This window comes from Lactiplantibacillus dongliensis (assembly GCF_005405105.1).
In the GTDB taxonomy this organism is placed as follows: Bacteria; Bacillota; Bacilli; order Lactobacillales; family Lactobacillaceae; genus Lactiplantibacillus; species Lactiplantibacillus dongliensis.
Window position 1 is genome coordinate 1 of sequence record NZ_BJDK01000046.1, and the last position, 16,642, is coordinate 16,642.

12 protein-coding genes and 1 pseudogene are annotated in these 16,642 nt (G+C 45.4%); 3 read left to right on the top strand and 10 right to left on the bottom strand.

Going from position 1 to position 16,642, the window contains the following annotated elements; all coding sequences use genetic code 11:
• Nucleotides 1–74: 74 nt before the first annotated feature.
• The 4 genes and pseudogenes from FFM80_RS13285 to FFM80_RS13300 form a co-directional block, all read right to left on the bottom strand.
• A pseudogene (locus FFM80_RS13285) lies at nucleotides 75–359 on the bottom strand (ATP-binding cassette domain-containing protein); the annotation flags it as partial.
• 320 nt (nucleotides 360–679) lie between these two features.
• A complete protein-coding gene (locus FFM80_RS13290) occupies nucleotides 680–1,183 on the bottom strand; it encodes a DUF2798 domain-containing protein (RefSeq protein ID WP_137641240.1) in 504 nt (167 codons plus the stop codon).
• A 273-nt stretch (nucleotides 1,184–1,456) separates the two neighbouring features.
• A complete protein-coding gene (locus FFM80_RS13295) occupies nucleotides 1,457–1,696 on the bottom strand; it encodes a cytochrome b5 domain-containing protein (RefSeq protein WP_137641241.1) in 240 nt (79 codons plus the stop codon).
• Between the two features lie 73 nt (nucleotides 1,697–1,769).
• Nucleotides 1,770–3,710 (bottom strand): PTS sugar transporter subunit IIABC, encoded by a 1,941-nt coding sequence (locus tag FFM80_RS13300; RefSeq protein WP_137641242.1) that lies wholly within the window; start codon nucleotides 3,708–3,710, stop codon nucleotides 1,770–1,772.
• An 883-nt stretch (nucleotides 3,711–4,593) separates the two neighbouring features.
• Between FFM80_RS13300 and FFM80_RS13305 the strand changes: the two genes are divergently transcribed.
• Together FFM80_RS13305 and FFM80_RS13310 are read left to right on the top strand one after the other, a co-directional pair.
• The gene (locus FFM80_RS13305) at nucleotides 4,594–6,177 is read left to right on the top strand and encodes an Nramp family divalent metal transporter (protein WP_137641243.1); all 1,584 of its coding nucleotides are present in this window, start codon (nucleotides 4,594–4,596) and stop codon (nucleotides 6,175–6,177) included.
• Complete coding sequence (locus tag FFM80_RS13310; protein ID WP_137641244.1) at nucleotides 6,174–6,605, top strand: universal stress protein; 432 nt, start codon at nucleotides 6,174–6,176, stop codon at nucleotides 6,603–6,605. The genes FFM80_RS13305 and FFM80_RS13310 overlap by 4 nt, the downstream gene beginning before the upstream one ends.
• 58 nt (nucleotides 6,606–6,663) lie before the next feature.
• On the opposite strand, the gene FFM80_RS13315 is transcribed toward FFM80_RS13310, so the two are convergent.
• From FFM80_RS13315 to nrdD, 4 genes are all read right to left on the bottom strand, one after another.
• Complete coding sequence (locus tag FFM80_RS13315; protein WP_137641245.1) at nucleotides 6,664–7,794, bottom strand: GGDEF domain-containing protein; 1,131 nt, start codon at nucleotides 7,792–7,794, stop codon at nucleotides 6,664–6,666.
• 15 nt (nucleotides 7,795–7,809) lie between these two features.
• Nucleotides 7,810–8,502, bottom strand: a complete 693-nt coding sequence (locus FFM80_RS13320; RefSeq protein WP_137641246.1) for an EAL domain-containing protein — start codon at nucleotides 8,500–8,502, stop codon at nucleotides 7,810–7,812.
• 560 nt (nucleotides 8,503–9,062) lie between these two features.
• Nucleotides 9,063–9,611 (bottom strand): anaerobic ribonucleoside-triphosphate reductase activating protein, encoded by a 549-nt coding sequence (gene nrdG / locus FFM80_RS13325; protein ID WP_414672091.1) that lies wholly within the window; start codon nucleotides 9,609–9,611, stop codon nucleotides 9,063–9,065.
• Nucleotides 9,577–11,799, bottom strand: a complete 2,223-nt coding sequence (gene nrdD, locus FFM80_RS13330; RefSeq protein WP_137641248.1) for an anaerobic ribonucleoside-triphosphate reductase — start codon at nucleotides 11,797–11,799, stop codon at nucleotides 9,577–9,579. The genes nrdG and nrdD overlap by 35 nt, the downstream gene beginning before the upstream one ends.
• Before the next feature lie 640 nt (nucleotides 11,800–12,439).
• On the opposite strand from nrdD, the gene FFM80_RS13335 reads away from it, so the two are divergent.
• Nucleotides 12,440–12,946: a hypothetical protein gene (locus FFM80_RS13335; protein WP_137641249.1), complete on the top strand. Its 507-nt coding sequence runs from the start codon at nucleotides 12,440–12,442 to the stop codon at nucleotides 12,944–12,946.
• Between the two features lie 816 nt (nucleotides 12,947–13,762).
• Here FFM80_RS13335 and FFM80_RS13340 read toward each other — a convergent pair.
• Nucleotides 13,763–15,160, bottom strand: a complete 1,398-nt coding sequence (locus FFM80_RS13340; RefSeq protein WP_137641250.1) for an aspartate ammonia-lyase — start codon at nucleotides 15,158–15,160, stop codon at nucleotides 13,763–13,765.
• A gap of 282 nt (nucleotides 15,161–15,442) precedes the next feature.
• The gene (locus FFM80_RS13345) at nucleotides 15,443–16,591 is read right to left on the bottom strand and encodes an ArgE/DapE family deacylase (protein WP_137641251.1); all 1,149 of its coding nucleotides are present in this window, start codon (nucleotides 16,589–16,591) and stop codon (nucleotides 15,443–15,445) included.
• Nucleotides 16,592–16,642 lie beyond the last annotated feature (51 nt).

A 16,642-nucleotide genomic window follows, 5' to 3' on the forward strand; every position in this document is an offset into this window, starting at 1 on the left:
CTTAGTTAGTAGAGTAACTATAGTGTAGCCTTGTTGGGCTATTTTTGTACAAATCTAATCAACTAGCACCAAGCGTAGACGTTCATATTAGGATATAAGGCATAATTTTGAAAAACCATTGCGATGTCGCGATCCTTGGGTGCCATGCGGTTCACGACTTGATCACCGACCCGGACATTCCCCTTGGTAATTGACTCCAACCCGGCAATCATGCGTAAAACTGTGGATTTCCCGCAACCAGACGGCCCCACGAATACGATAAATTCATCATCTTGCATATGCAGATTGAAATCCGTTACCGAATATTCCGGGTTGCCGTCATATTTCTTATAAATATGTTCAAGTGCAATTTCAGCCATTTCACTTGCCCCTTTCTAAATAACCCTGATTTTTGTTTTGGTCGTTCATTTAACAAAGCTGATTATAGCTGGTAACCGTTTCCAATCACAAACTTTTTCCGTTATTTGCTAGTGAGCGATTTCGAAGAAAAAAAGTGACGCCCAAGCCTGATTTACCAGGGCTGAACGTCACTTTTAACTTGGTTAATCAAGCCGTTTAACAATTGGCACCTTTAGTTATTTGCTTTAATTTGTGCCTTTTTAGCCTCAAAATCTGGTTAAAACACCATTTTGAGTGCAGTAAAAAAGGCGCTGACATTGGCCAACACCTCTAAGCGAAACTAATCTTTTTCCGTCACCGCGTCAGCTTCACGTTTAACGGTTGCGGCTTGCATCTTTCCTAACACGGCTCGAGCGATTGGCCCGACAATGAGTAGCTGTAATGGTAATGCGACAATTAAGTTAAAGAGCCAAGTATGGCCATAAGTTGCCAAGACATGGGCGCCGCTTAATTCGCCTTCCACCGCAATCCCAAACAGGGACATGCAAGTTACCATGCCAAGTACCATCAAAACTGAGATCGTAATCCCAATTAAAACCGTCCTTTTTCGCATGTAATCATTAATGATATATTTGAAAGCCAAACCTTTGGCAATCGGTCCAACGACCAATAAGTCTAAGATAATCGCCACTAACAACCCTAGCGGATACCCGCCCAAGATTGCCAGAACTAGGCCGTTGCTGAATCCCTGGGCCATCGTGACGTTATACGCCGTCATCACAAACACCATCAACCCCGCCATAATCGCCGTAAACACAACTTCTTCTTTCCAATTACGTGGCATATATGCACACTCCTATTCCTTAGTTACGAGTGATTACTATAGCATGTCGTTGTGGGGCTTCATAAGTAACAATTTGATTACAAATTATGGAGCGGTTACATTTTGAGCTTTTAAAAAACCTTGCTGCTCATTAGAATTGGTCAATCATCCACTTAATCAAATACTGGAACTGTTCATAACTAATCCAGTAGTTAACGAAGTATCAGTTTAATCCAATCAATATCAGATGCACAAAAAAAGAGTCTGAATTAAGCTTCAGACTCAAAACTAATCTTATTCCACGTACTTACCAACCACGGTCAGCTTTTCAAGGACTCGCCGACCATGTGGTGAGACCTCATCGATTACTTTAGTTAATTCTTGACCCGCCAAGTTACCATGATGCTTGCCGCCTGCCCACGCCGCGACACCAGTAACATCGTAAACAACGCCATCAACCGCAACATAAGCCGGTTGGCCAGCTTGACCGTTATATTTCGCTAATTCTGCTTGATTAAAAGTTGCTTCACTCATTCGAATCACTCCTTATCAGTTTAGCTTAATAGTAAACTGACCTACCAAATAAAAGCAAGTAATCCGCTTTCAATTAAGCAGTCGGTAGTGCCGATTTAGCCTGAAAGTGTTGACCTAAACTCAAGACTAACGCCAACCCTAAGGCCACAATCAATGTCCCATAATGTGAGATCAAGTAACCATAAAAGTTCGGTCCAATCCCAACACCAGGCGTAATAAATGCCGGAAAGCCAATCAACGACCCGGACAACGCATAGTTATTCACCCGCAAAAGACCAGCAACTAGCCCGCCAAGCGCACTCGCCAAACTAGCCGCAACGAATAAACGCTTGTATTTCAGATTAAAGCCATATAATGCCGGCTCAGTAATCCCACAAAATGCGGCCACGGCAGCGGCGACTGATAAATGCCGAACCCGTGCTTGTCTAGCGCGCAGACCGACTGCTAAAGCCGCTCCGCCTTGCGCGACCATCGTTAAGGAGATAATCGCATTCAAATAGCTATGCCCATTTGTCGCTAAATCGTTGATCACGACTGGCACCAATCCCCAGTGTAAGCCGAAGATCACTAAGACCTGATAGACCCCACCGATAATCAGTCCTGAAACCGCGGGGCTTAACCGATACAAGGCGACGATACCGTTAGCCAAGCCCTGACTAAGATAAGTCGTCAGGGGCCCAATCCCGATCAAGATCACACCACACAAAAAAATCACTTCTAAAATCGGCAGTAAGACCCCTTGTAAATAGGCTGGTAACCCCCGTTTGAGGCCACGTTCTACGTATTTACCCAACCAAGCGGCCACAATCATCGGAAAAACCGCGGCCGTATAATTCATTAACATCAACGGCAACCCGAAGAAGCTGATCTGCGCGGTACTCGCCTTTTGGGCGGCGTTCACCAACGCTGGATACGTTAACACGGCCCCGACCACTGCTAACGTAACTGGATTTGACCCTAACCGTTTGGCCGCTGTAAAGCCTAACATGACTGGTAAAAAGTAGAATACCGCATCACTAACAGCATTCAAGACCAAATAAGTGCCACTGCTGGTTGCCAATAATTTAAAGCCGACAATCGCTGCCAGCACCCCTTTTAGTAACCCGGCCCCCGCCAAGAGACTAATAATGGGAAACATTGCCGCCGTCATGACACCAATAAATTGACTTAACCGGCGCCAAACTTTGCCGAAGAAAGTTTGGGTCGGCGGTAAGTCGGAACTGTCGGCCACCTTGTCATCTGCCGACACCCCAAGTTGCGGCAACATTGCCGCGTACACCTCAGCCACTGTTGATCCAATGACCACTTGATATTGACCACTCGCTCGCGCAACTTCTAACACACCATCAAGTCGTGCAACTGCCACATCATTCGCTAAACTAGCATCCTTTAAGTAAAATCGCAGCCGCGTCATACAATGAATGACGCTGTCAATATTACTAGGACCACCTACCGCTTGAATAATGGCGTTGGCCAATGTCGCGGTCGATGTCGCTGGCGGCCCAATCGTTCCTACCTCATGATTAGCGGCCAGATTCAGGGTAATCCCAGCAATCACTGTTCCCGCTGGATAAACCTGATTACTAGCAGCCAACAGTAAGGCATGGACCCGTTCGGCAGCGTTAGTAATCGTCAATAACACCGTCGTTTCTTTACCCGCTGCGGCCACCGCCGCCACGTCCATCTGAGCAATCAGCTGACCAGCCGCCACATGGTCGCCCACTTTAACGGTCAACCGAAATGGCGTCCCCGCTAATTCAACGGTATCCAATCCGAGATGCAATAAAAATTCCAACCCATTTTTAGTTTTAAATCCCAGTGCATGCTTAGTCTTGGCAATCATGGTCACTTCACCAGCAACGGGCGCCACGATCTGATCGGTCTGCGGAATAAACCCGCAACCAGCCCCTAAAAGTCCGCGTGAAAAAACCGAATCCGAAACCGTTGCCAAATTAATCATTTGGCCGGTAACGGGGGCGACGACTGGAATAATAGTACTCGTTGTTACTGGCATGCTGCCCACTCCTTATAACTTGACACTGGTTTGTTTGCAAATTTCGCAAATTAACAATCTGAATCACTAGTTGTCTTAATGGTAAACTTTCTAGGATGACTTTACCATATTTTTACCGTCAAGGGCACCCTGCTAAATCAATTTGTGAAGATTTACACTTAATCCCTCTAGTTTGTTAACACAATATACATACAAAGCCTGTTAACTACTAATAACGATTGATTAAACTTGTCACTCTGATTGGGCCGAAATCGGCTGGAACGTGGTGGCCACGTTTGTGAGCCAAAAATCGGTCTCACAAGCCGGGCTTGATCTAAGCCGATGAACACCCCATCGACTAAGATCAACGACACCACTGAGCCAATTTCGGCCCGCCCGGCGTTAACTAACATAATAATATTTTTTACTCTCAACCTAATATTAACCAAACTACCAAGAACAACAACCAAACATGTCTTCGTTCCCACTAAGTAACTCCAATTATTTCGTACAATTAACGTCCATATGCCGAAAACCTACCATTGAACAGAGCTACCTTAAACAAATTAAAGTACATCGATAATTAATAAAAGAACACCAATTTAGCGCGGGCGGGATGATGCTCAGTGGTGTCGTTTCACTTGGACGGGTGCTTTTCCCGTTCTAGTGAAAGCCCGATTTATGAGACCGCCTCACCTTTGGTTCATAAACGTGGCCACCACGTTCCAGCATCAGTCCAGACCAACCAGAGTGGCAATTTCCATCCACATAGTAAGTTAACGCCCTTTACCCCCGACAGCTATTTTTAACGGCAACTCAACGTTAAATCACTTGATTTTGACGGTTTCAGTTTTTAACCCGAGTACAATAAAGCCGATTCAGAAATAAGAAAGGTGGGCTTACCTTGAAGAAACTAACTAGCTCCAACCGGTCGCACAAATTGATCGAATATGCGAACGGTCCCTCACTAGAGGAGATCAATGGTAAGATCGAAGTGCCCAAAAACATCGGCTTCTGGAAAACGCTATTCGCTTACTCGGGGCCTGGTGCACTAGTCGCTGTCGGCTATATGGATCCTGGGAATTGGTCCACGTCGATTACCGGCGGCCAGAATTTCCAATATATGTTAATGTCTGTCATCTTGATTTCAAGTTTGATTGCGATGCTGCTGCAATACATGGCGGCCAAACTTGGCATCGTGAGTCAGATGGATTTGGCCCAAGCAATCCGCGCTCGGACCAGTAAAAGCCTCGGCATTGTCCTTTGGATTTTAACAGAATTTGCCATTATGGCGACTGATATTGCGGAAGTAATTGGCGCGGCGATTGCGCTATATTTGCTCTTTGGCATTCCTTTAATCATTGCGGTCTTCATTACCGTTTTTGATGTTCTGATTTTACTATTATTAACTAAAATTGGTTTCCGTAAGATTGAAGCCATCGTGGTCTGCTTGATCATGGTCATTCTCTTCGTCTTCGTCTACCAGGTCGCCTTATCGGGGCCAAACTGGGGCCAAGTCTTCGCCGGTCTGATTCCAACAACCGCTACAATTTCTAGTTCAAAAACCGTTGCTGGCATGACGCCATTAAGCGGTTCACTTGGCATTATCGGGGCCACCGTCATGCCACATAATTTGTACTTGCACTCGGCGATTTCACAGACTCGTAAGATTAACCATCATGATGAAGATGATGTCGCTCGCACTGTTAAGTTCGCCAGCTTGGATTCCAACATCCAACTGACCGCGGCCTTCTTCGTTAATGCGTTACTCCTAATTATGGGTGTCGCCGTCTTTAAGACTGGGGCCGTTAAAGATCCTTCATTCTTCGGCCTTTACAATGCCTTATCCAACACTTCGACGTTAAGTAACGGCTTACTGATTGGGGTAGCCAAATCCGGCGTCTTGTCGGCACTCTTCGCTGTCGCCTTACTTGCTTCTGGTCAAAACTCCACGATTACCGGGACTTTAACCGGCCAAGTTATCATGGAAGGCTTCGTTCACATGCGGATGCCACTTTGGTTACGCCGCCTCGTCACCCGGCTATTATCTGTAATTCCGGTCTTGATTTGCGTCATGTTAACTAGTGGAAAAAGTGCCATTGCAGAACACGAAGCGTTGAACGACCTAATGAATAATTCGCAAGTCTTTCTCGCCTTCGCGCTGCCATTCTCAATGTTACCGTTACTAATGATGACTGATAGTGCCACTGAAATGGGCAACCGGTTTAAGAACAGTTGGATCATTAAAGGACTCGGTTGGTTGTCCGTCGTTGGCTTGACTGTCCTGAACCTAATCGGCTTACCTGCGCAAGTCGTCGGCTTCTTTGGCGATAATCCTAGCGCCGCTCAGACTGATCTGGCTAATAGCATTGCCATCATCTTAATCATCGCTATCATGGCGTTACTAACGTGGACCACGGTCGAACTCTACCGGGGCAACCGACGTTACGCCGCCAAGCTAGCGGCTAAGGCAGGTGAAGCCGCATGAGGACCACCTATCAACGAATTTTAGTTGGCGTCGATGATTCACCCGATGCCCTGCTCGCCTTTCAATATGCTGTACAACAAGCTAAAAAGGATGCGGCTGAACTCGTGATTGTCTCCGTCTTAGAAGACGATCAAATGAATGTCTACCAAGCTTTGAACAAAGACTACGTTCACGGTGAACGCGACGCCCTGATTCAACACTTGCAGACTTATCAACATCAGGCCCAAGCAGCCGGAGTCGCTGACGTTCAGATCATGACTGCTACCGGCGAACCTGGTGAGACCATTGTCAAGACCGTCATTCCGGACGTTCAACCAGATATCTTGATTATTGGCTCACTAGCCAAGCACGGCATTACCAAGCATTTCGGCAGTCAAGCCGCCTACATGGCGAAGTACGCGCCAATCTCAGTCTTAGTCATTCGTTAACCCGCTGTAAAACAAAAAGGATTGAAGTCGTTGGGCTTCAATCCTTTTATTTTTAACTTTATTCAACCGTAATCTGCATCCGTCCATTCCGCTTTGAATGGTACAAATTATGATCAACCCGATTATAGAAATCAGTTGGTGACGCATCCGCTGCTGCTAAGGTCGAAACCCCCACAGAAATCGAGATTGGAATTTGTTGATCCCCGAAATTCACATCTAAATGATTCAACGCCACAAAAATCTGACGGACAATGGTTTGCGTTGACTCTAAATCATAACCTGGGAACAACACGTTAAATTCTTCACCACCGGTCCGATAGAGCTTGACCTTGGTATCGTTCGCATTAATAACGGTCTGCACCACATCCGCAACATGTTGCAAAACCCGGTCACCCGCCAGATGGCCGTAAGTGTCATTAACATGTTTAAAATGATCAATATCAAACATCATCATCGATAATTTCAAATTATTTTTAACACTATCATCAAACAAGAACTTGATCTCACCCGTGTAAGCAGCAAAGTTCTCCGTTTGCGTTAACGCATCGTGGCTGGCAAATTGTGCCAACCGCAACTTGAACTCACTATCGCGCGTCAACATAGTGACGTAAGCGTATAGCAACATTTCAAAAATAATCAAGTATAACCATTCTTGACCAAAAGTTGACCAAGAAAAGTTAAACTTAAACTTCATCCAAAACCACAATAAGCCACCAAATGGGACGCTGACCGCCATATAAATCAAAGGCGCGCGCTTATGATTTTGAAAATGAATCCGGATCGAATTTAGTACCCAGAAAAAAGTAATTAACGTGATTGCGTGCGCCCATGACTGCCAGTATCCAATCGATTGGTTAAACACCATGTAGATTAAAACGATTGGGAAGAAGAAGTAATAGGGCACATGAATATTCAAAAAGTACGCACAGAATATGATCGCGATAATTTGAAAGTTCATAAATTCCCAGGAATTGGACTGCCCCACAATCGAGGTCTGCATGCTGAAGACAAACACCAACATGTAGATGACCCCATGCCAAGAATTAATCACATCGTCGTCGATGTTAATATGTCGGGCATGGACCCACGAAGTTATCCAATTAAAAAGGACCCAATATAACGTCAGTACTCCTAAAATAAAGAAGATACTGGTGATAAACGGCGGTACCCGCCAGTAAGACCATGTCATAGTTAACCTTCCTTATTAACGCTCGTTGCTTGTTGGTTGCACCTCAGTTGCCGCTGGCTTCACTGCCAGTCGTGGCTTACCATAATAATAACCTTGATGCAATTCAATCCCTAATTGTTGCGCCATCCGTTGATCATGCTCATCTTCGACCCCTTCTAAAATCAAGTCAAGATGATAATCACGCGCAATGGTCTGCCAAAAAGCTAACGCCGTCGGAATTTGATCCGCTTTTCCGCTCATCCGCAAATTCTGCATGGCAAACTTAATCTGATCGACAAACGGCAAGGCATCCTTAATATTGTCAAATGTATTCGAACCCGTCCCAACATCATCGATACTCAACTGAATGCCATATTGATGAAAAAGCATACTATACTTTTGAATTTCTGCTAAAGTCGCACTTTCAGTCAATTCAATCGTTAGTGCTGCTGGATTAAGCCGTTTCTTCAAGTAAATGATGGTCCCGAGCATTAACTCATCCTCCGCTTGTTCGCGATTTAGATTTAATGCTAAGACCTGGTTAGTCGCTTTGGTCGCCAATTGACCAGCTAACTCTTCTAATAAATGCACTTGTTTGTCGAGCGACAATTCCGTAAACTTTGCCGGAACCGCCCAGTGACCATGCTGCTCTTTACGTAATAAAAGTTCGTAGCCAAAAACTACCTGTTGACGTTGATCAACTTGTGGCTGAACAAAAAAGCGATACATCTTATACAAAACCTCATTTCATATGATCCTCGTGTCAAAGTGGATTAACACAATATAAGTATAGACTTTAATATAAAAAATTTCGACTGTTTATCCCGCTTTTTTATTAAAATACGATTAATTTGTTTGCAACCTAACTGTTCGTTACATTTAAAGTTGTCATTTTAATGAATGCGTCGTCATAAACTAGTCTTAGCAGACTGGAACTGGTCAACTGCGATAAAGCGGTCTACACGGCAGTTTGTAGCTAAAGATGACTTGTCAAAAATCAGCTTAATTGGGGAATCTACCAGTTTAAATGGTTTGATACAGCCTTAAGCTTGGACGCTCCGGCTGTTGGTTGGTGATATTGACTGCTTGAGTCTCACTTCTTTTGACTGCTAGACAATCTAACTGCTACCACGTTGAATGCACCAATCATCATGAATTTCTTATCCGTCCAAATCTAGTCAATAGGCTTCAACATTATTTGCAAAAACAGCATTGCCCTCAGGAAAAGCTTCCTGTAGCAATGCTGTTTATTTTCTTTAAATGATGACCTGTGCAAATCAACTAAAGACCTATTTCTTGAGTTTATCCCAAATAACAACGTTCCCGCTAGCCAATGACTTAGGCACATCAATAATTCGTTGATTCGAACTGCCACGGAATTGCAAAGTTAAGTCCATCTTATTCTGCAAGAACCGCCCATCAACCAAAATATCAATCAGCGACAACATCTTCAACTTATCATCCGAGTCTTGTTGTAATTCATCCCAAGTATAGCCTGACCATGACCAGATGTCCTTAGTGTGACCGAACTCGTGCCGCACCCGTTCACAAATTCGGATACCAACTTGCGTATTCAAGAATGGTTCACCGCCCAATAACGTTAGACCTTGAACGTAATCTTGACTTAAATCAGCAATAATTTGATCTTCCAAGTCTTGGGTATACGGTTGCCCATAATGAAAATTTTGTGCGGCCACATTGTAACAGCCCGGGCAATGAAACGGGCAGCCACTCAGATAAAGACTGCAGCGCACTCCTTCACCATCGACAAAGTTGAACGCCTTATAATCAGCGACATATTGTTCACTTAGGTTCTCCGCCAGCCATTCTTTCGGCATCGGATTGTTTGGACCTTTCGTAGCGCGCGGCATGCTTAATCATCTCCGGAGACATATTTTTAGCACGGGACGCGATTTCAATGTGGCGTCCGTGCACCATTGGCCGTTGTTGCGGATTGCCAAGATAGCCACAAGTCCGCTTCACAACATCACAATATTTCGGGTCGTGGTTACCACATTGTGGACACACGAATCCGCGGGCTGTGGCCGTAAATTCACCCTTGAACCCACATTTGAAGCATTGATCGATGGACGTATTCGTCCCTAAATAACCGACATGATCATACGCCCAGTCCCAGACAGCTTCTAAGGCCTTGGGATTTTGACGTAAATTAGGATATTCGCAATAGTGAATAAAGCCACCCGAAGCATACTTAGGAAAGACTTCTTCTAAGGACAACTTTTCAAATGGTGACGGATGCTTACGCACATCATAATGGAAGCTATTCGTATAATATTCTTTATCCGTCACATCTGGAATCCGACCGAACTTTTCAATATCATCACGACAGAAAGTATCGGTCAACGATTCGGCTGGTGTGGAATAAAGACTGTAGTGATAGCCACTTTCAGCTGCCCAAGCGGCACATTTATCACGCAACGCTTTCACAACTTTTTCAGCAAAAGCACGCGCTTGATCATTGTGTTCCCAATTAGGCCCAAAGAACGTGGTGCAGACTTCATAAATCCCAATGTAGCCTAATGAAATCGTGGCCCGCTGGTTTTTAAACAATTCATCAACGGAATCCCCCGCTTGGAGTCGCTTGCCAAAAGCGCCATACATATACAATAGCGGGGCATTTTCGGGCTTGGCTTCCTTAGTCCGTTCGATCCGATAAGCTAAAGCTTGATGGCAAAGCGTCATCCGTTCTTCAAAGATTTCCCAGAACAACTTCGGGTCCCCATGCGCAGATAACGCAATCCGTGGTAAGTTGACCGTGACCACGCCTAGATTCATCCGACCGGAGTTGACTTCAACGCCATTTTCATCGCGCCAGCCTTGTAGGAAGGAACGACAACCCATGGGTGTTTTGAAACTCCCGGTTAATTCTTTGATTTTATCGTACATTAAAAGATCGGGGTACATCCGCTTGGTCGAACACGTAATCGCGAGTTCCTTAATATCATAGTTAGGATCAGTTGGCGCCAAGTTCAAACCGCGCTTTACCGTGAAGATTAACTTAGGGAAAATGGCCGTCCGGTGCTCTTTACCGAGCCCTTTAATCCGGATCTGCAAGATAGACTTTTGAATCTCCCGTTCAATCCAGCTCGTCCCTAAACCAAAGTTAACCGTCGTAAATGGCGTCTGCCCTTGTGATGAATACAAGGTATTGATCTCATATTCCAAAGCTTGCATGGCATCATAGATGTCTTTTTTAGTTTTACTCTTGGCATAGTCATCGCGTTTATCCGCAGTGACCCATTTTTCAGCGTCAGCTAAATGTTTTTGATAGTTAATGGCTGCATACGGGGCTAACAACTGGTCGACCCGATTCGCCGAACAGCCGCCATATTGCAAGGAAGCCACGTTGGCAATAATTTGCGCCATTTGAGCCGTTGCAGTTTGAATTGAGCGCGGTGAAGCGACTTCCGCATTCCCAATCTTATACCCATGCTTAAACATACCGTCAAAATCAATCAGGCAACAGTTCGTTTCTGGCGTCACTGGTGAATAGTCCAAGTCATGCCAATGAATATCGCCACGCAAATGGGCTTTTGCCACTAAATCTGGCAACATCTTTAGCCCCAAAGCCCGACTAGCCGCGCCAGCCTCGAGATCACGTTGGGTATTAAAAACGTTACTATCTTTGTTGGCATTTTCGTGAACGACGCTCGCATCTCGGTTGAATAACTTTTCAATTCGTTCGCGAACATTAGTCGCGGCAGAAAAGCGATGTTGTTCCGCCACAAAGTAATCTTGATACGCCTTAGCCGCCAATGGCAACCCAAGCTGATCAAAAATATGCATTAAGGCTGGCCGTAACTCCCGTGTTTCAATCGTGGTCGCTGCTTGATAATGCGCCACAATCGCTTGCCGAACTGCTTGGCGCTGACCGGCATCCTCAATTAATTGCTGTAACACAAAATCTAGTTTATATGGATGGAATTTGGTCTGGGTCCCATCACGTTTAATGACCGGTAAAGCCCGCAATTGGTCTAGGTCATCGGTTGTTTTTGTCGTTATCATGCTATCCCCACTTTTCAAAATCGTTCGTTTTATCCGACCGTCAAATGATATAGTGCCACAATCAATGGTGGCTTTCGTCGGTTTCGATACTATATATAGTAGCTCATTTTGCTGGAATTGCCTATCGCGGTCGGTCAAATTTACGAACATAAATTCGCACCAGACCCGCGCCCTATCAAGCTTAATTACGACAAAAAAATACTTTTAAATTTTGTTTTATATTACCGAATTGATATATTTGGAATAATTAATTAAGCAACTTGATGACTTCCACAAATACTGTTATACCAAGGCATCAGCCAATTTATGGCCTGGCCAATCCAGCCAGAATTAATGGTACAAAATTGACTATGAAGCAGTCAATTTTAGTCTGATTAGATTGCTGGGCAATCACTCGCCTAATGACCAATCTTAACCGACTCATCGTCAGGCATTGCAGCCAGTCTGATGATTAGCCATGACCAACCAGCCTGACAAGTTAAATGCCCAGACATACCAACGTTTAAAAAAGTCTAATTTTCCTGATAAAGTCAGCCAGAATAGTTTCGCTTCTGGGTCGGTTCCTCTATAATAAGGCGAGAGAGAATGTGCATTGAGTGAGTGTTAGTCAGCGGGGCTAAGACTTCGGAGGAGATTATCTATGAAGAAATTACGGGGAACACTAGCAGTCACGCTGCTGTTAGTGTTGGGGTTAGCTGGCTGCCAGTCAGTCGCTAAGGGCGCTTTTAAACCGGAGCAATCCGTGAAAAGTGTCCAATCGGCCGCACCAAGTGTCACCGCGGTCAATAAAGTTCAAACCAGCGATTATCTAGGGCGTTGGGTCAACCATTCAAAAGAGATCGCCCTCTATTTGAACAAGCAAGAGACCATTGCGCTATTTCAAACGGATCACCAAACAATCCACGGTCAATTCAAGTTAAAACTAGGTGACAATGATCAGGCCACGTTAACCCAAGGGCAGTTGGGGACCGCCCAATTAACGTTAAGTAACGCCACGACCATGACGCTTAAACATGGCAAGACCACCCTTAAATTAATGAAAGACACTGGCTGGAGCCCCCAACACGGGGCAATCCCAACCAGCGCTAAAATAGCGCTGAAAGCATCCACACTAGCAACACCGACACCTTTAAAACCAGCATATTAAGCATTATAAAAAGCAGCTATCCGAATTGGGATAAGCTGCCTTTTTTGTATGCTTAGGTTTCCACTCTGGTTGGCCCAGAATCGGCTGGAACGTGGTGGCCACGTTTTCGAGCCAAAGATCGGTCTCGAAAGCCGGGCTTTATCTAAGCCGGAAAACCACCGACTAAGATAAACGACACCACTGAGCCAATTCTGAGCCGCCCGTCGTTAACTAACGGGCCTTAAGAAATTAACATTTAGTGATTTTCAGTTCAGCTATTTAGCCGCGAAGTTGAACTCTAAAATGTTCAGCCATGGCGTTCCAGCATTTTAAAATCCAACCGGCAGGCGGCAATTTCAACTAGCACCAAGCATGACTGCCCGTTTATTCTTAACAAATTAACTTAGCCTCAAATCACCGGAATTGCCACTAGTTATAGTCGTAGTGACCAGCAGGTTCGCCGTGTCGAATCACTTAGGCCGGTGATTTTCCGGTCTTAGTGATTGGGCCAGCTTGTTAGACGTGAATTTCGGCTAACAAGTGCCCTGCAGACCGTCCTTTGGCTGCAGGTCTGCCCCACCGCGAACCTGCTGGTCAACGGAGACGACCAATCAATTGATACAATAATTTTGAGATAACGAACTCAATCATCAATCAACTATTTAGCGAAGGGCGGGCCGGATGATGCTCAGTGGTGAAATTTTACTTGGTTGAGTGGGTTACTCAGCCTAGTAAAAGCCCGGCTTGCGAGACCGCACTTTGGCTCGCAAACGCGGCCACCACGTTCCAGCATCAATCCGGCCCAACCGGAGCGACAATCTAAGTCCAATCAAAACACTACGCTTGGTTTTGAATCGAAGTGGCTTTGGTTGCGCGTGGTTGCGTTAGGTTGGCTGGTGAAAAGAGTGTTTCGATTAAGGTTGCCGGTAACAATTGTTCTTGCAGTAAGATTTTTTTAACCGATTGATGCTGGCCGACTGCTCGTTTGATTAACTTCATAGTGGTCATATACCCTAAATAAGGGGTCAGCACCGTTGCCGTAATCGCGGATTGTTCCACTGCCGTCGCACAGGCCGTCGTGTTGACCGTCAAATCCCGCAAGCAATTCTTAACTAAGGTGTGCATGGCTTGCTGTAAATAACGTTCATTAGCCAATAAGTCGCGTAACATAATCGGTTCAAACGCATTTAGTTCAAGCTGTCCAGCTTCGGCCGCCATCGTAACAGTCACATCGTTGCCGATTACTTCAAAGCAAACTTGGTTGACTACTTCAGGAATTACCGGATTAACTTTACCGGGCATAATTGACGACCCGGCCTGCTTAGCCGGCAGATTCAATTCGGCTAACCCCGCTTGCGGACCACTCGATAAGAGTCGCAAATCATTGCTGAACTTCGATAAGTTAACCGCTAACGTCTTCATGGCACCTGAGAATTCCACGAACAAATCACAATTTTGCGTCGCATCGATTAAATCTGGCGCCGCTTGCAGGGTCAGCTTCGTATTGCGGTTTAAAATTGTTAAAATGTGTTGCTGATAATAACGGGTAGCATTAATTCCCGTCCCGATAGCAGTTCCGCCTAAGTTAACGGTATTCAAATGATTGCCCGCCGCTTGTAACCGCGCCAAGTCGCGTTTGAATAAATGCGCATACGCTTGAAACGTGCGACCGTACGTGGTTGGGACGGCATCTTGTAATTGGGTTCGACCCACTTTAATGGCAGCCTGGTACGTCTTAGCTTGGACGAGCAAGACCTGAACCAGTTGATCGACTGCTCCTAATAACCCGGGTAATTGTTGTAGTAAGGCCATCTTACCGGCTGTTGGAAAGGTATCATTCGTTGATTGCGATTGATTGACATCATCATTAGGTTGCAGCGTAACGGCTGGATTCAACCGGTGAGCCAAATTAGCCACCACTTCATTGACATTCATATTCGCTGATGTCCCGGCACCACCCTGAATCGCCGGAACAATAAAGCTATCCGCATGCCGACCAATCAACAGTTGATTGCAGGCCGCAACAATTGCTTGCTGCTTAGCTACCGTCAATGTCCCAGCGGCATAGTTCGTTTCCGCTGCCGCCTTTTTGATCTGGATCAAACTTTGAATAATCAATGGATCCAGCGGTTCATGACTAATCGGAAAATTGCGGACCGCCCGTACTGTATGAATCCCGTATAATGCCTGCTCATCAATTGGTAATTTACCGATACAATCCTCTTCAATCCGCATGCCAAAACCTTCTTCATTTTAGTTTCATGTTAGAACTTCTTACATGAATGACTAAAGTTTAGACCATTTCTGGTGAATCACAACTGTTCCTAGCCGGTTACGAAGAATCTTTAGTCTTGCCATACCAAAACCATCCTTTAGTGACTTAGAGTACCTATCAGCTTAAGATTCGCTTGTAAAAAGATAATGAGTTAACTTAGACCAATCCATACAAAAACGGTTACTACCGACCGAATTAATCCAATCAGTAGTAACCGTTCGTTTTATTCTGGCCAACAATCCTTAAGCAGTCAAATAACTAACAAAGAGTTGTTCATAGAGCTTAATGAAGTCTAAATACATCTGCCGATCAACATTTTCGTTAACCTGATGTGGCGTCATATTGCCGGGGCCAAACATGATGAACGGAAAGTCATGCGCTTTATCTTTCAATAAATTCGACGCATCGGTCACTGCGGGAATTGCGACCTTTGGAATCGGTTCCCCAGCATATGGTTCACCGAGCTTGGCCGCTAAATCACTGAGTGGCGACTCTTTGGGTGATTCAACCGGTGATTGTGACATAAAGACGGTCATCGCTAGCTGAGCACCTTGTGCGTTTTGCTGGTCGACCAACTTTTGCAGCCACGCAATCGCCGTGGCATTATCAAATTCTGGAATCGTCCGAATATTGATCTCCGTTTCAGCAGTCGCGGGAATCGAGTTGACCTGATTGCCACCTTGCACAACGGTGTTATTAAAGCCCAGCTTGCCTAATAAGTCACTGTGCCGGTCACTATCCTGAAAGGCGTGTTTCGCTTGATACAACACTTCAATCAGCGGATCCAAGGCATTGTAACCTTGTTCCGGCATCGAACTATGCGCTGCTTGGCCTTGTGACGTAATTCGAATATCAACAGAGCCTTTATGTGCATAAGCAATATTGTAGCCGGACGGTTCGCCGATCAACAGTGCATCCACGTCAGCCATGGTTCCTTGTCGATAGAATGCTTGCGAGCCCATTTCGCCAACTTCTTCGGCAACGGTAGCCATGAGGCGAATACGGCCAGTGGTCAACGTTCCCGCGGCTTGAATTTCAATCATCGCGATCACCATCGCAGCCAAGCCGGATTTCATATCCGTTGCGCCCCGGCCGTATAGTTTCCCGTCGCGTTCAGTCAGCGTAAACGGATCACTATCCCACTTGGTCACATCCCCGGGGGTCACAACATCCATATGACCAGAAATTCCTAAGACCGGTCCGGTTGTACCGATTTCAGCCACTAAATTACTACGCGTGGCACTCAGCGGCATTAACGTCGCCTGAATCCCATGATCAGCAAATAACCGTTGCAAATACTGCGCCACTTCGGTTTCATCATCGTTGACTGATTTGATTTTTATTAAATCTGCTAAAATTTTAACTTTTTCTTGATCACTAAATACTGCCATCAAAATCCCTCCCTATCTTCTCAGTTTAACCCAACTAACCGCTAAACTGGG

Excerpts from the sequence above, each read along its gene's own strand:
- FFM80_RS13290 (WP_137641240.1), bottom strand. The coding sequence starts at position 1,183 with ATGCCACGTAATTGGAAAGAAGAAGTTGTGTTTACGGCGATTATGGCG.
- FFM80_RS13295 (WP_137641241.1), bottom strand. The coding sequence starts at position 1,696 with ATGAGTGAAGCAACTTTTAATCAAGCAGAATTAGCGAAATATAACGGT.
- FFM80_RS13300 (WP_137641242.1), bottom strand. The coding sequence starts at position 3,710 with ATGCCAGTAACAACGAGTACTATTATTCCAGTCGTCGCCCCCGTTACC.
- FFM80_RS13310 (WP_137641244.1), top strand. The coding sequence starts at position 6,174 with ATGAGGACCACCTATCAACGAATTTTAGTTGGCGTCGATGATTCACCC.
- FFM80_RS13315 (WP_137641245.1), bottom strand. The coding sequence starts at position 7,794 with ATGACATGGTCTTACTGGCGGGTACCGCCGTTTATCACCAGTATCTTC.
- FFM80_RS13320 (WP_137641246.1), bottom strand. The coding sequence starts at position 8,502 with ATGTATCGCTTTTTTGTTCAGCCACAAGTTGATCAACGTCAACAGGTA.
- nrdG (WP_414672091.1), bottom strand. The coding sequence starts at position 9,611 with ATGCCGAAAGAATGGCTGGCGGAGAACCTAAGTGAACAATATGTCGCT.
- nrdD (WP_137641248.1), bottom strand. The coding sequence starts at position 11,799 with ATGATAACGACAAAAACAACCGATGACCTAGACCAATTGCGGGCTTTA.
- FFM80_RS13335 (WP_137641249.1), top strand. The coding sequence starts at position 12,440 with ATGAAGAAATTACGGGGAACACTAGCAGTCACGCTGCTGTTAGTGTTG.
- FFM80_RS13340 (WP_137641250.1), bottom strand. The coding sequence starts at position 15,160 with ATGCGGATTGAAGAGGATTGTATCGGTAAATTACCAATTGATGAGCAG.
- FFM80_RS13345 (WP_137641251.1), bottom strand. The coding sequence starts at position 16,591 with ATGGCAGTATTTAGTGATCAAGAAAAAGTTAAAATTTTAGCAGATTTA.